This window comes from Neoroseomonas eburnea (assembly GCF_018129005.1).
Classification (GTDB): domain Bacteria; phylum Pseudomonadota; class Alphaproteobacteria; order Acetobacterales; family Acetobacteraceae; genus Neoroseomonas; species Neoroseomonas eburnea.
In genome coordinates, this window is sequence record NZ_JAAEDL010000006.1 from 147,907 (window position 1) to 161,495 (window position 13,589).

At 73.8% G+C, this 13,589-nt stretch carries 10 protein-coding genes; 3 read left to right on the top strand and 7 right to left on the bottom strand.

The window, feature by feature from the left end:
* Positions 1-58: 58 nt before the first annotated feature.
* The 5 genes from argF to GXW74_RS08250 form a co-directional block, all read right to left on the bottom strand.
* Positions 59-1,000: an ornithine carbamoyltransferase gene (argF, locus tag GXW74_RS08230; RefSeq protein ID WP_211846083.1), complete on the bottom strand. Its 942-nt coding sequence runs from the start codon at positions 998-1,000 to the stop codon at positions 59-61.
* A 5-nt stretch (positions 1,001-1,005) separates the two neighbouring features.
* Complete coding sequence (locus GXW74_RS08235) at positions 1,006-2,208, bottom strand: aspartate aminotransferase family protein (protein WP_211845998.1); 1,203 nt, start codon at positions 2,206-2,208, stop codon at positions 1,006-1,008.
* A 236-nt stretch (positions 2,209-2,444) separates the two neighbouring features.
* Positions 2,445-2,912, bottom strand: a complete 468-nt coding sequence (locus tag GXW74_RS08240; protein WP_211845999.1) for a GlcG/HbpS family heme-binding protein — start codon at positions 2,910-2,912, stop codon at positions 2,445-2,447.
* A 42-nt stretch (positions 2,913-2,954) separates the two neighbouring features.
* On the bottom strand, positions 2,955-3,260 hold the full coding sequence (locus GXW74_RS08245; RefSeq protein ID WP_211846000.1) for an excalibur calcium-binding domain-containing protein: 306 nt from the start codon (positions 3,258-3,260) through the stop codon (positions 2,955-2,957).
* 46 nt (positions 3,261-3,306) lie between these two features.
* Positions 3,307-4,020: a hypothetical protein gene (locus tag GXW74_RS08250; RefSeq protein WP_211846001.1), complete on the bottom strand. Its 714-nt coding sequence runs from the start codon at positions 4,018-4,020 to the stop codon at positions 3,307-3,309.
* Between the two features lie 168 nt (positions 4,021-4,188).
* Between GXW74_RS08250 and GXW74_RS08255 the strand changes: the two genes are divergently transcribed.
* Genes GXW74_RS08255 through GXW74_RS08265 form a run of 3 tightly spaced genes read left to right on the top strand, consistent with a single transcriptional unit; the run spans position 4,189 to position 5,812 of the window.
* Positions 4,189-4,800, top strand: coding sequence for a RecX family transcriptional regulator (locus GXW74_RS08255; RefSeq protein WP_211846002.1), 612 nt, complete (start codon positions 4,189-4,191; stop codon positions 4,798-4,800).
* Positions 4,797-5,513 carry an AzlC family ABC transporter permease gene (locus tag GXW74_RS08260; protein WP_246523063.1) on the top strand — a complete coding sequence of 239 codons (717 nt, stop codon included), beginning with the start codon at positions 4,797-4,799 and terminating at the stop codon, positions 5,511-5,513. The genes GXW74_RS08255 and GXW74_RS08260 overlap by 4 nt, the downstream gene beginning before the upstream one ends.
* Positions 5,510-5,812 (top strand): AzlD domain-containing protein, encoded by a 303-nt coding sequence (locus GXW74_RS08265; RefSeq protein ID WP_246523064.1) that lies wholly within the window; start codon positions 5,510-5,512, stop codon positions 5,810-5,812. The genes GXW74_RS08260 and GXW74_RS08265 overlap by 4 nt, the downstream gene beginning before the upstream one ends.
* Positions 5,813-6,072: 260 nt before the next feature.
* On the opposite strand, the gene pbpC is transcribed toward GXW74_RS08265, so the two are convergent.
* Both pbpC and GXW74_RS08275 read right to left on the bottom strand, forming a co-directional pair.
* Positions 6,073-8,088 (bottom strand): penicillin-binding protein 1C, encoded by a 2,016-nt coding sequence (gene pbpC, locus GXW74_RS08270; protein WP_211846003.1) that lies wholly within the window; start codon positions 8,086-8,088, stop codon positions 6,073-6,075.
* Between the two features lie 310 nt (positions 8,089-8,398).
* Positions 8,399-13,510, bottom strand: coding sequence for an alpha-2-macroglobulin family protein (locus GXW74_RS08275; protein WP_211846004.1), 5,112 nt, complete (start codon positions 13,508-13,510; stop codon positions 8,399-8,401).
* Positions 13,511-13,589: the final 79 nt, after the last annotated feature.

Here is a 13,589-nt window from a genome sequence, read left to right on the forward strand (position 1 = left end):
CAAAGGCCTTTCGGCCTTTGGCGGGGTGGTCTGGAGGGGCGGCGCCCCTCCAGGGCCGTCACCCGCCGCCGAGCGCCCACAGCAGCACGCCCTTCTGCGCGTGCAGCCGGTTCTCGGCCTCGTCGAACACCACGGACTGCGGCCCGTCCATCACCTCGTCGGTGATTTCCTCCCCGCGATGCGCCGGCAGGCAGTGCATCACGATGGCGTCCGTCGCCGCATGCTTCAGCAGTTCGGCATTGAGCTGATACGGCGCGAGCAGGTTGTGCCGCGCCGGCGCGCGGCCTTCCTTCTCGTCCGACATCGACACCCAGGCGTCGGTGACGACGCAGCGCGCGCCCTTCACCGCTTCGACGGGGTCGTTGGTCAGCTCGATCCTCGCCCCTTCCTTGCGCGCCCAGTCGAGCAGCGCGCGCGGTGGCGCGAGTTCCGGCGGCGTCGCGATGCGCAGCACGAAGCCGAAGCGCGCCGCCGCCTGGATGAAGGACTGCGCGACGTTGTTGCCATCCCCCGTCCAGGCCACGACCTGGCCGGCGATCGACCCGCGATGTTCCTCGAAGGTCATCACGTCGGCCATGATCTGGCAGGGATGGGAGACGTCGGTCAGGCCGTTGATCACGGGGACGGTGGCGTACTCGGCAAGCTCCCGGATCTTCCGCACGTCGTCGGTGCGCAGCATGATCGCATCGACATAGCGCGAGAGCACGCGTGCGGTGTCCTTGGGCGTCTCCCCGCGGCCCATCTGCATGTCCCTGCTGGACAGCACGACGACTTCGCCGCCGAGCTGGCGCACGCCGACCTCGAAGGAGACGCGGGTGCGGGTCGAGGGCTTCTCGAACAGCAGGGCCACGGTCTTGCCGGCGAGCGGCTTGCCCGTGACCTCCCCGCGCTTGGCCTTCTCCCCGAGATCGAGCATCCGCCGCAGCGAGGCCGCGTCGAAATCCATGATCTCCAGGAAGTGGCGGGGGGCCTGGGGCCCCCCGTCGATCGGCTTCAGCATCGCGCTCACTGCGCAGCCGCCTGGGAGGCGGAGGGCGTCATGCGGCGGCAGGCGCGGTCGAGCAGCGCGACCGCCTCGTCCGCCTCGGCCTCGGTGATGATGAGCGGCGGCGCGAGCCGCAGCACGTTCATCCCCGCCGCCACGGTCAGCAGGCCTTCCGCCACCGCGGCGGCCTGCATGTCGCCATTGTTGATCTCGGGCTTCAGCTTGATGCCGACGAGCAGACCCGCGCCGCGGACCTCCTCGATCACGGCAGGATGCTTCGCCGCGAGTTCGACCAGGCCCTTCCAGAGGTGCCGCGCGACGCGGTCCACGCCGTCCAGGAATCCGGGCGCCATGATGACGTCCATGACGGCGAGACCGGCCGCGCAGGCCAGCGGATTGCCGCCATAGGTCGTCCCGTGGGTGCCCGGCTTCAGGTGCTTGGCCACGTGTTCCTTCGCCAGCACCGCGCCGAGCGGGAAGCCGCCGCCGATGCCCTTCGCGGAGGACATGACGTCGGGTTCGATCCCCGCCCACTGGTGCGCCCAGAGCTTGCCCGAGCGCCCCATGCCGGTCTGTACCTCATCGAGGGCGAGCAGCAGCCCGTACTCGTCGCAGACGGCGCGGAGTTCGCGCAGGAAGCGGATCGGCGCGGGTCGCACGCCGCCTTCGCCCTGGATGGGCTCGATCATGATGCCCGCGGTGTGCTCGTTGATGGCCGAGCGCACGGCGTTCATGTTGTCGAAGGGGACATGCTCGAAGCCCTGCACCGGCGGGCCGAAGCCGGCGAGGTACTTCTCGTTGCCGGTGGCCGACAGCATCGCGAGCGTGCGGCCGTGGAAGGCGCCCTCGAAGCAGATCATGTGGAACCGCTCGGGGTTGCCGTTCTCGGCGTGGTACTTGCGCACCGCCTTCACCATGCCCTCGTTCGCCTCGGCGCCCGAATTGCAGAAGAAGACGCTGTCCGCGAAGGACGCCGCGACATGGCGCGCGGCGAGCTCCTCGGCCTGCGGCACGCGGTAGAGGTTCGAGACGTGCATCACCTTCGCGGCCTGCTCGGCGATCGCCTTCGTCAGGTGCGGGTGGCCGTGGCCGAGGCTGGTGGTGGCGATGCCGGCGCCGAAATCCAGGAATCGTCGCCCATCCACCGTCCACAGGCGCGCACCCTCGCCCCGCTCGAAAGCAAGGTCGGCACGGTTGTAGGTCGGCATAAGGGCGGGGATCACTGAATCCACTCTCCGCTCATTTCCCCTGCGCTGCATGCGCGACCATCGCGATGCTGGCGCCGGAGAAAGGGCGGAGGATGCCGTAAACGACGCGGGGAAAAAAGGTCGGGGGAATGAATTCCCCCGAATCCCCCTTCTTTTTTGTCGATATGGGCGGCCGGACCGCCTTCTTCGGTCAGTACCTCCTCCGCGGCGACCGACGCAGCCCGGCGGCGCGGCCGGATCGGGGGCTGCGATCAGGCGGGGTCGCCGGTGTCGGCCGCCAGGCCCGCCGCCTCGATCCCCGCGATGCAGCATTCCTCGTCCTTCGCCGAGGCGTCGCCGCTGATGCCGACAGCGCCGAGCAGGGTGTGCGCCGCATCCCGCACCAGCACGCCGCCTTGCACCGGCACGGCCTTGCCGCCCGTCAGGTCCGACAGCGCATTGGTGAAGCCCGGCACGGCCTGGGCGCGGCGCGCCAGCTCCCGCGTGCCGAAGCCCATGGCGAGCGCGCCGAAGGCCTTGCCGGTGGCGATCTCGGGCCGGAGGATCGAGGCGCCGTCCTCCCGCTTCGCGACCTTGAGCTGGCCGCCGGCATCGAGCACGACGACGCAGAGCGGCAGCAGGCCGAGGGCACGGCCCTTGGCCAGCGCGGCATCGGCGATCGTCTCCGCCTGGGCGAGGGTGAGGCCGTTGACAGCGGCGGGATGGGCGGGCTGGGGCATGGCATGGGCCTCGTCTTGGACGGAAGCCCGGGCGATAGGCGGTCAGCGCCGCCGTGTCGAGCCGCCCCGGCTACCCTGGCCGCACAGCCTCTCGCAAGGCACGCCGTCCCGGTCGCCGTCAAGCCGCGTCAGGCCGCATTGCTGGAAGTGGAACATCGCCTCGGCGCAGCTCGTCATCTCGGTGCAGTAGCGCTTGGTGCCGCAGGTGAAGGCCTGCGTGGAGCGGGCCGGCGGGTCGCGCGGCGGCCAGGTCTGCGCCATGGCCCCGCCCGGCGACAGCAGCAGGATCAGCGCGGACAGGCGCGCCATCCAGCGCGCGTTGCCGGGCCAATGCTCGGCAGCGACCATCCTTCTCCTCCCCCGAGGGGGCAAGGCCCCCTCGATCGGCTCGCCGCTACCCTGGCAGGTCGCAACCGTCGAGCGAGACGAAGGCCCAGGTCGCGCCCCTCAGGTTGGGGCGCGATTCGAGGACCCGCACGCATTGCCCGACGCTGATGAGCCCCCGCACCGGGTTCTCGCTGCCGGTGGTGACCTCGGCGTTCGCGCGCAGGTTCACGCTCCATCGCGCCGACATGCGCGTGCCGACCGGGATCCCGCCGTCCCGGGTGAATCCGGCGCCCTGGAGCAGGTCGAAATTCAGGTCCGCATAGCGGGTCGTGTTCGGCCGCCCGACGGAAACCCAGCCGTCGCCGCGCGGGCCGGTAGCCGGCCCGCTGGTCGGCGCGATGGTCGCCGCGATGGGCGGAAGGCGGGTCCCGGGCGTGATGCGCTGCGCATCGTCGTCGAGGCCGACCTCCATGAAGATGCCGATGGCGACAGGGTCGAGCTGCACCCGGGCATAGGCGTTGTAGGTGGCGATCCAGTGCGCGCGGAAGGTCCTGATCTCCTCGCGCTGGGGGACGCGTCCGAACACCCGCTCCTGCTCCCGGCCCTCGAACAGCACGGTCATGGCGCGGCCGAGCATGACCTGGTTCACCTTCTCCTGTTCGAGCACCAGCTTGTCCCGTTCGACCGCGTTGGAAATGAGCCACCCTGCCCCGGCGAGGGCGAGGGGCATGGCCGATTTCTCGATCAGGAACGCGATCCAACCGCCGATGCCTTCGGGCATGCCGACCTCGCTGTGATGATGGGCAGGCAGGATCGATTGGAAATTGTAACAAACGGCGCGCCGCGGAGGTGTGAGGGGAATCACACGCTTCGGTCACGATGGGGGCTTCGGTGCCGGCGTCTCGTCGCGCCTTGGGAACCGCCTGGGGTCGTGCCAGAAGGGCGCCGGATGTCCGACACCGAGCGCCCCGGCCGCCGCGCCCCGCGCCCTGCCGGCCCGCCGCCCACCGCGGCGCGGCTGCGGGAAGCCGCGCTGGCTCATCTCGCCCGCTTCGCCGCCACCGAGGCGGCGCTGCGCCGCGTGCTGGAACGCCGCGTCGACCGCTGGGCCCGCAGTGCCGAAGCCGAGGGCCAGCCGCGCGAGGCGATTGTCGCCGCCGCCGCCGCCGCCCGCGCCGCTGCGGCCGAGGTCGCCAAGGCCATGGTGGCTGCCGGCGCCGTGGACGACGCCGCCTTCGCCGAAAGCCGTGCCCGCCGGCTCGCCCGAACCGGGCGGTCGCGCCGCGCCATCGCCGCGCATCTCGCCGCCAAGGGCGTGGACGCGGACACCGCCGCCGCCGCGATCCCGGAGGGCGAGGAGGCGGAACTCGATGCGGCGCTGGCCTTCTGCCGCCGCCGCCGCATCGGCCCCTTCGCCCGCGCGGCCGAGGATTTGGAGGCTCGTCGCAAGGCCCTGGCCGCGCTCGCCCGGGGCGGCTTCGCCCATGGTGTTGCACGCAGGGCGCTGACGATGTCGCCGGCGGACGCCGAGGACCGGCTGCTCGCCGCGCGGCGCGGATGAGCGGCAGCACCGAACCGCGCGTGACCTTCACCCGGCATGGCATATGGCGCGGCGTGCGCCAGGCCATGCCGCTGGTGATCGGCACCTTTCCCTTCGGCCTAGTGGTCGGGATCCTCTCCGACGCCAAGGGTCTCTCGCTGCTCGAGACGCTGGTGATGTCGGGCCTGGTCTTCGCCGGCTCCTCGCAGCTCCTGGCTCTGGAGCTCTGGTCCGACCCGGCGCCGATCCTGGCGGCGACGCTGGCGGCGCTGGTGGTGAACATGCGCCTGGCGCCGATGGGGGCGGCGCTGGCGCCATGGCTCGACCGGCTGCGCGGCTGGCGGCTGTGGGGGACGCTGGCCACGCTGGTCGACCATTCCTACGCGCTCTCCGCCGCGGATCAGCGGCGGGGCGGGCGGGATGCGGGCTTCCTGCTCGGCGTCGGGCTGGCGCTGTGGCTGTTCTGGATGGTTGCGGTGGCGATCGGGCATGTCTTCGGCGCGACGGTGCGGCTGCCGCCGGGGCATCCTCTCTACTTCGCGGCGGTGGCGACCTTCTGCGCCATCCTCGTGCCGGTCTGGCAGGGGCTGCGGCGGGACCTGCTGCCCTGGGCGCTGGCAGCGGCGATGGCGCTGGCGGCGTGGCGGGCGGGGCTCGGCGCACCGTGGCCACTGCTGGCGGGAGCGCTGTCCGGTGCGGCGCTCGGCGCCTGGCTGGAACTGCGCCGGCGATGACACTGCGGCTTGACGTTCTGCTGGCGATCATCGGCATGGCGCTGGCGACCTATCTCTGCCGGGCCGGCGGCTATGCGCTGTTCCGCGCGCTGCGGCCGCCGCGCTTCGTGGAGGTGACGCTGCAGCACCTGCCGGGGCCGATCTTCGTCGCCTATGTCGCGCCGGCGTTGGCGGCGCAGGGCGCGAAGGGCTTCGCGGCGGCGGCCGTGGTGGTCGCGGCGCAGGCGGCGACGCGCAATCTGGCGGCCGCCATCGCAGCCGGGGTGGGCGCGATGTGGTTACTGGGCTTGGCGGCGTAGGGCGCGTCCCATCGGGTGGGGTCACCTCATCGGGTGATGCCGGCGGCACGAGTTCTTGACTCGTGCCGAGGCCACGAATGCGGCCCGCCGGTGGTTCGGCGAAGCCAAGCAGACCGGAGGTTTGCGCCCGGCGTCTGAGGGCAGGAAAAGCCTCATGCCAGCGGTCGCGAATGGCGGCCGCTGGTATGAGGACGCACGCGACGACACAGGGCCGGAGCGGTTGCCGCGGGCCGAGGCGGTGGAAACCGTTCCGGCGCGCCTCAACGGGCCGAGATGGGCACCAGGGTGATGGTCGAGCCCGGCGTGGCGGCGGCCTCCGGCGCGCGCACCCGGACGGGGACGGAGACGGCGGCGCCCTCGGCGTCGAGCACCGTGACGCGGTAGAAGCCGGGGCCGGGCGGCACCCAGGCGGCTTCGCGGCGGGCCGCCTCGTGCGGGATGGGCGCGCCGTCCACCAGGAAGGCGAGGGGCCGGCGGCCACCCGCGGCGCGCAGCGTGACGGGGCCGCCGCCTTCCGCCAGTGCCGCGCCGGGCGGCGGGAACAGCAGCCGCAGCCGGTCCGCCGGGACCTGCTGGCGCGGCGCATCGGCCATGACGCGCAGCCGTTCGCGCGGCGCGTCCGGCAGCAGGGCGAAGACGCGGGCGAGCACCGGCAGCGCTGCCTGCCGGCCCGTCGCGCCCGGCATGGCGGTGCCGTCCGGCCGGCCGATCCAGACGCCGGCGACATGCCGCCGGTCGAAGCCCATCGCCCAGGAATCGCGCCCGCCCCAGGAGGTGCCGGTCTTCCACGCCACGCCGGCGGGGCCGCCGCCGGGAAAGTTCTGCACCAGGATGGCGGCGACGGTGTCGGCCGCGCGCCGTTCCACCGCCTGCTGCGCCTCGCCCGCCGGGCCGGGCCTCAGGCGCAGCGGCAGCGAGCGGCCATGATCGGCGATGGTGGCGTAGAGCGCCGTCATCTCCCGCAGCGTCGTTCCCGCGCCGCCGAGGGTGAGCGGCAGCGACGCATCCGCCCCGCGCGGCAGCCTCGGCGCCGCGCCGGCCGCCTTCAGCGCCGAGGCGAAGCGCAGCGCGCCGATCTGGTCCAGCAGCGCCACCGCCGGCAGGTTGAGCGACATGCGCAGCGCCTCCGCCGCGGTGACGCGGCCGGCGAAGTCGCGGGAAAAGTTCTCCGGCGCATAGGCACCGAAATGGCGCGGCAGGTCGGCGATCAGCGTGCCCGGCTGCACGATGCCGCGCTCGAAGGCCATGGCGTAGAGGAAGGGCTTCAGCGCCGATCCCGGGGACCTCACCGCGCGCGTCAGGTCCAGCGCGCCGGCGCGGGATTCCGCGCCCCATTCGCCGCCGATCAGGGCGCGGACTTCGCGGGTCTCGATATCCGCCACCACGATGGCGAGGGCGGCGCGGTCGGGCAGCGTCGGCAGGATGTCGGCGGCGAGGCGCTCGGTCGCGCGCTGCAGCGGGGCGTCGAGGGTCAGCGTCACCGGCGCCGTCGCGCCGCGCGCCATCTCCCGCGACAGGTGCGGCGCGAGGCGCGGCATGGCGCGGCGACGCTCCGGCATGGCGGCGGCGAGCGCGAGTTCCCGGTCCGGCGCCGAAAGCCCCGCCGCCGGGCCGCCGCGCCGCGCCAGCACGGCGTCGCGCGCGGCGCGGGCGGCATCGGGGTGGCGGTCAGGGCGCAGGGTCGCGGGGCGCCGGGCGAGGGCCACCAGCAGTGCCGATTCCGCCGCGTCGAGCCGCGCCGCCGGTCGCCCGAACCAGGCCAGGCTGCCGGCGCGGATGCCCTCGATGTTGCCGCTCTGCGGCGCGAGGGTGAGCCAGATGCCGAGGATCTCATCCTTGCTGAAGCGCGCTTCGAGCTGGAAGGCGCGGAAGATCTCGATGACCTTCGAGCGCAGCGTGCGCGGCCGTGGTTCGAGCAGGCGGGCCGCCTGCATGGTCAGCGTCGATCCGCCGGAGACGACGCGACCGGCACGGATCCACTGCAGCGCCGCGCGCGACAGCGCCACCGGATCGACGCCAGGATGGCTGCGAAAGCGGCGATCCTCGGCGGCGATCAGCAGGTCGGTCAGCGTCGGCGGCACGTCCGCCGTGGTGGTGCGCAGCCGCCAGGTGCCGCCCGGGGCGGGCAGGACGGACAGGGTGCGGCCTTCGCGGTCGAGTACCTCGACGCCCGTGGCGGTCAGGCGCGAGAGGTCGGGCGGATAGGCACGGTCGAGCGCAAAAGGCGCGGCGACGACGGCAAGCGCGAGTGCTGCGAGTGCGAGGCGCTTGATCATGGGACGCGACCGGAGGGGCCCCGCCCCATGCGCGCGAACATGGGGTGGAGGCGGATCGGAGAAGGGTCTTGCCCCTTTCCGGGCCTCTCCCCAGCAATGGCCGAAAGGCCCTTGCGAACGAATACCTGGCGCCTTGCCCCGCTGCCGGCGCCAGCACCGAGACCGGGCGATGGGTACCGGTCGCGCTCAGGGGGTGCAATGCCCGTGTGGCGCCCGGCACCAGGTGACGGTTCCCAAAGGCCTTTCGGCCTTTGGCGGGGTGGTCCGGAGGGGCGGCGCCCCTCCGGTTCCTCTGCCGTGCCGCGCGTCATCAGTTCCCCGGCAGCACCGTGATCCGCGCCGTGTTCTGCCGTGCGAAGATCCCCGGCCGGTACATGTCCTGCGCCTCCCCGCCCGGCAGCTCGAACGCCCCGGCCGTCACCGCCCGCAGCCGCACCGCGAGGCGTGCGAAGGGCCGCTGCGGCGTCAGCGTCACCGCCGCCGCGTAGCGGTCGTCGAGTGCCGGCTGGCTGTCCACCTCGGTCAGCGTGCCGAGCCAGGGCATGCCGGCGATGTCGCCCGCCGGCAGGCGGGAGGCGATTTCCCACCCCGCCGGAAGGCCGTGGATCACCATCGCCTCGTGCCGTTCGTTGGTTTCCGCGCGCAGCTCGATCAGCAGCACGAAGGAGGTGTTCTGCGTCAGCCGGTCGAGGTCCAGCGGCTGCCCGTCCAGCGCGAAGAAGCGGCGTGTCACGCGGAAGCCCTCGCGCGCCGCGGGCAGCGGGTCGCGCGGGATGCCGTTGATCGAGACCGACTGCCACACCGGCGCGCTGCCGAGGTTGCGCGCGACCCCCGGGCCGGAGATCGGCGTCGCCACCACCGGCCGCGGCGGCAGCGCGCTGCCGTTGACCGCGACGGTCGCCGCCCGCATGCCCTGGCCGAGCACCTGCGCCGCCAGCACCGCCCAGGCCTGTTCCTGGGTGCTGCTGCGCAGCGGCGTGAACGCGGCGCCCGGCAGGGTGTTGAGCACCTGGCTCAGGCGGTCGGGCATCAGCCCGCTCTCGCGCAGCAGCAGCGCGGTGGCGAGCGCATCGCGCGGGGCGCTGCCGTAGTCGTAATACCAGAAGCGCCGGCCGGTGGCGGCGAGCGCCGCGGCGAAGGCCTGCTCCGCCCGCACGGTATCGCCGCCGCGCGCGAAGGTGGCGGCGAGCTGCGCGCGGGAGAGCTGCGTCGGCAGCTCGTTCAGGTTCTCCATCAGCCGCCGTGCGGCACCGAGGCGCGGCTGGCCGGCCAGCGCCAGGGCGTGCAGGCGATAGGCCTGGGCGGCGCGTTCCTCCGGCGTGTCGGCGCTGGTGTCCTCGATGGCGTCGTCAAGGAAGCGCAGCGCCTCGCGCAGCGCGCCCTCGGGCACGGTGGCGCCGGCGGTGCGGGCGCGGACCAGCGCCTCCACCGCATAGGGCGTCAGCCATTGCTGTGCCTCGCCGCTCGCGCTCCACATGGAGAAGGAGCCATCGAAGCGCTGGCGGTCGAGGATGGCATCCACCGCGCGCTGCAGGCGGATGGCACGATCGGGGTCGCCTTCCTCGGTGATGCCGGCCGACAGCGCGAGCGCGCGGGAGGCCGACTGCTCGAGGCAATAGAGCGGGAAGTCCTCCACCGCCCTCAGCATGCCGGAGACGTCATAGCGCACGGCCGCGCCGAAGGAGGCGGTGGCGCGCCAGGCGTTCTGCACGAAGCGGGAGATCGGCGGGTTGAACGGCAGCTCGACGCCGGGCGGCAACTCGACGCCCGCCACTTCGGTCACGCGGGCGCGGGAGGACCGGATGGTGATCCGGCTCTCGCGGTCCACGCGGAAGCCGTTCGGGCCGGTGACGGCGAGGCGCAGCACGCCCTCGCCGCCTTCCGTCGCGCGCAGCGTGGTGAAGGGCTGCGCCCGCGCGCCGGTGGCCAGCGCCGCCGCCAGCCGCGTCGGGCCGGCGATGGCCAGGCCGCCGGTCGCGGTGAGCTCAGCGGCGATCTCGCCCTGCGGCAGTTCGATGTTGTGCAGCAGGACGGAAAGGCGGGCCTCGTCGCCGGGGGCGAGGAAGCGCGGCAGCAGCGCTTCCGCCACCACCTGGTCGCGCACGGTGACGGGCTTCGCCGCCGCGCCGACGCGCGTGCCTTCCCAGGCGACCACCATCAGGCGGAGCTCGCCGGCGAAGTCGGGGATGTCGAGCGGCACCATGGCGACGCCGTCCGGCCCCGCACGCACCACGCCGGAGAACAGCGAAACCAAGCGCTGCGGCGGCTGGATGGCGTCCGCCGCGGCATCCTCGTCGCCGCCCTGGCGCAGCAGGGCGAGCTCGCCCTCGGCCGGCGCGATCAGGCGGCCGTAATCGTCGCGGATATCGACGCCGAGCCGCCGGCGGCCGAGCAGATGCGCGGCCGGGTCGGGGTTGGCGAAGCTGGTCAGGCGCAGGATGCCCTCGTCCACCGCGGCCAGCGTCAGCAGCACCGGGCCGCCGGCATTGGCGACGCGCACCGGCACCTCGGCGCGCTGACGCGGCCGCAGCAGCGGCGGCGTGTCGATGGTGACGGCGAGGGTGCGCGGCGCCGGGTCGATGCCGACCCAGGCGAGGCCGAGGCCACGGCCCGGCTGGCCGGACCGCGTCTCACCCGGGCGGAAGACGGTGACCGCCACATAGGCGCCGGGGCCCCAGGCGGCGTCGACCGGCACGTCGACATCGGTGCCGCCTTCGGCGACCTCGATCTCGCGCAGGGAGACGAGCCGGTCGGTCAGCACGGCAACCGAGGCTCGGCCGGCGAAGGGCGGCGTGATGCGGATGCGTGCCGCCTCGCCAGGCGCATAGGCGCGGCGGTCGGCGGCGACGTCGACGCGGTCGGGGATCTCGGCGCTCTCGACGCCCGCCCAGCCGGAGCGGAAGCGGATGGAGGTGATGCCGAGGCCACCGGCGTCGCTCACCTCCAGCCGGTAGCGGCCGAAGGGCAGGGTGCGGGCGAAGCGCATGGGCTGCTGCGCGGTGACGCGGATCTCCTGCGCGTCCACCGGCTCGTCGCGCCACACCGTCTCCCAGCGCGCGATGGAGCCGCGCACGACGATGCGCCAGTTCGGGCGTTCGCGCACCAGCCGCACGCGCAGCGTCGCCGGCACGGCGCGGCCTTCCGGCGAGACGGCGGCGATGTCGAAGGCGGCTTCGGCGCCGGCGTCGATGGCGTCGTTCTCGAAGGCGGGCTTCACCGCGACCAGCGTGCCGCGCGCGCGGACGGGGACGGCGAAGCGCGTGCGCGTCTCGCGCCCGCCGGGTTCGCTGACGGAAACGGTCACCTCGCCGCGCACCGGGCGCGTTGTGTCCGGCGCCTGCGGCAGGGCGAGGGTGAGCGTGGTGCGGCCCTGGTCGTCGGTCTCAGGAACCTCGAAGGTGATCAGGTCCGGGGCGAACTGTTCCTGCGCCAGGCCGAAGCGCCAGCCGCGCCAGGCCTCGAAGGGTTCGGGGTCGTGCAGCAGGCGCATCTCCGCCTGGCCCGACAGGCCGGAGCCCGGCGCGCCGTAGAGGAAGCGGGCGGTCACCGGCACCGCGAGCCCGCGCGCGCCCGGCACCAGCGGGCCGGGCACGGGGCCCGCCGTCACCTCCAGCCGCTCCGGCACGAAGGCATCGACGCGGAAGGTGGTGCGGCCGACCGGCGGGGCGTCGGGGTCGGTCAGCGCCTCCAGCGTCCACAGGCCGAAGGGCGCGCCGGCGGATAGCCGCAGCGGCCAGTAGATGGCGCCGCCATCCTGCCGTGGCGGCACGATCTCCTGCGCGATCTGGCCGTTGGGGCGGCGCAACCGCAGGCGGATCGGCAGGTCGAGCGGCCGGCCGGCGGGGTCGCGGATCAGCGCGGCGGCGTTCACCGTCTCGCCGGGGCGGAAGATGCCGCGGTCGAGCCAGAGGAAGGCATCGACCGGCCCGGGATGCGGCTGCCCGGTGGCGCCGCGGTCGGACAGGTCGAAGGAGGCCGCCTCCAGTGACAGCGCGGCGATGTCGTCCGCCGTCTCGGCATGCACGGCGACCGGGGCGAGCGGTCCCGTGCCGCGCAGCAGCGCGACGGGGAAGCGCGCGAGCCCGTCCGCGCCGGTGCGCGTCTCGGCGAGGATCTCGTTGTTGCGCGCCATCAGCATGACGCGCAGGTCGCCGGTCGCGGTGGCGGATTGCAGGCTGCGCGCCTGCACCGCGAGGCCATCCGCGCCGCGCCAGGCGGTCAGGCCGATATCGGTGACGAAGAACGGAAGCGCGGCGGTACGGCTTTCGCCGCGCCGGCTGTCGTCCTGGCGTAGCACCAGCAGGTAGGCCCCGGGTCCGGCGCTGCGCAGCACGTCGGGCAGCGGCAGGATGGAACGGTGGGTGCGGTTGGGCTCGACGCGCTGAAGCTCGGCGCGGCCTTCCCACAGGATGCGGCCCATATCCTCGCTGATCGAGGAGGCGGACCAGGATTCCAGCGCCTCGCCCGGCGTCCAGTCGCGGCGCAGCGGCACCAGGTTGCGCTCGGCGACGCGCACCAGGCGCATCGTCATGTTGGTGACGTTGACGGTGGCGACGCCGATCCGCGCCTCCTGCCCGCGCGGCAGGATGAAGGCGCGGGTGTCGAAGGCGATGTTGGCGTCGCGGTTCGGCATGGCGATGGCGACGGCGGTCTCCTGGCGCAGGTTCTGCCGGTCCTCGCCGGGCAGGCCGGCGCGCAGGATCAGGCGCGTGGAGGCGCCCCAGGGCAGGCCGGCGACGCAGAGGAGGTCGCCCTCGCGCTCGATGGCGAGGGAGGGGATCGGCGGGTCGGCGCGGATCCAGTCGCCCGGCTGCCAGTCGGTGCGGCGCGCCGGCGCATTGGTGAAGGCGAGGCAGGCGCGGGCCGGATCAGCGTCAGGTTCGGTGGTGACGCGGCGGACCAGCATGCCGGCGGCACGGCGCGCGGTTTCCAGCCGCTGCCGATGCTCGGGGCTGTCCATGCGCTCGAGGATCGCTTCCAGCGCCTCGATCTGCTGCACCGGGCGGTCCATGCGGCGCAGCGCCTCGGCGATCACGAGAAGCGGGGCGATCTCGGGTTCGCCGTAGGGGGCGAGCTGGAAGGCGCGCCAGGCGGCCTGCAGGGCGCGCTGGTTGTTCGGCGGGGTGCGGTTGAGCTGCGCCTGCGCCAGCGCCAGCCAGTGGTCGCCGTTCGGCTGGCCGAGGCCGATCCGTTCCTCCCAGGCGGCGGCCGCGGCGGCGTAGTCGCGCCGCCCCTCCGCCTGGCCGGCCCGCTGCTCGGCCGCGAGGCGCTGCTGCGGATTGCCGCCGGCGGGGAAGCGGCGCTGCATCTCCTGCTGATAGGCGCTGGTGTCGCGCCCGAGTCCCGGCAGGTCGAAGGTTTGTGCCGCGGCGAGGCCCGGAAGGGCGAAGGCCAGCAGGAGCAGCAGGCGGATCAGTCGCATGGCGGGCGTTCCGGTCGTTTCGCGCGGGGGAGGATCATGGCACGCGACGGGGTGGCGCGCACCGGCGGAGGCGGGCCCG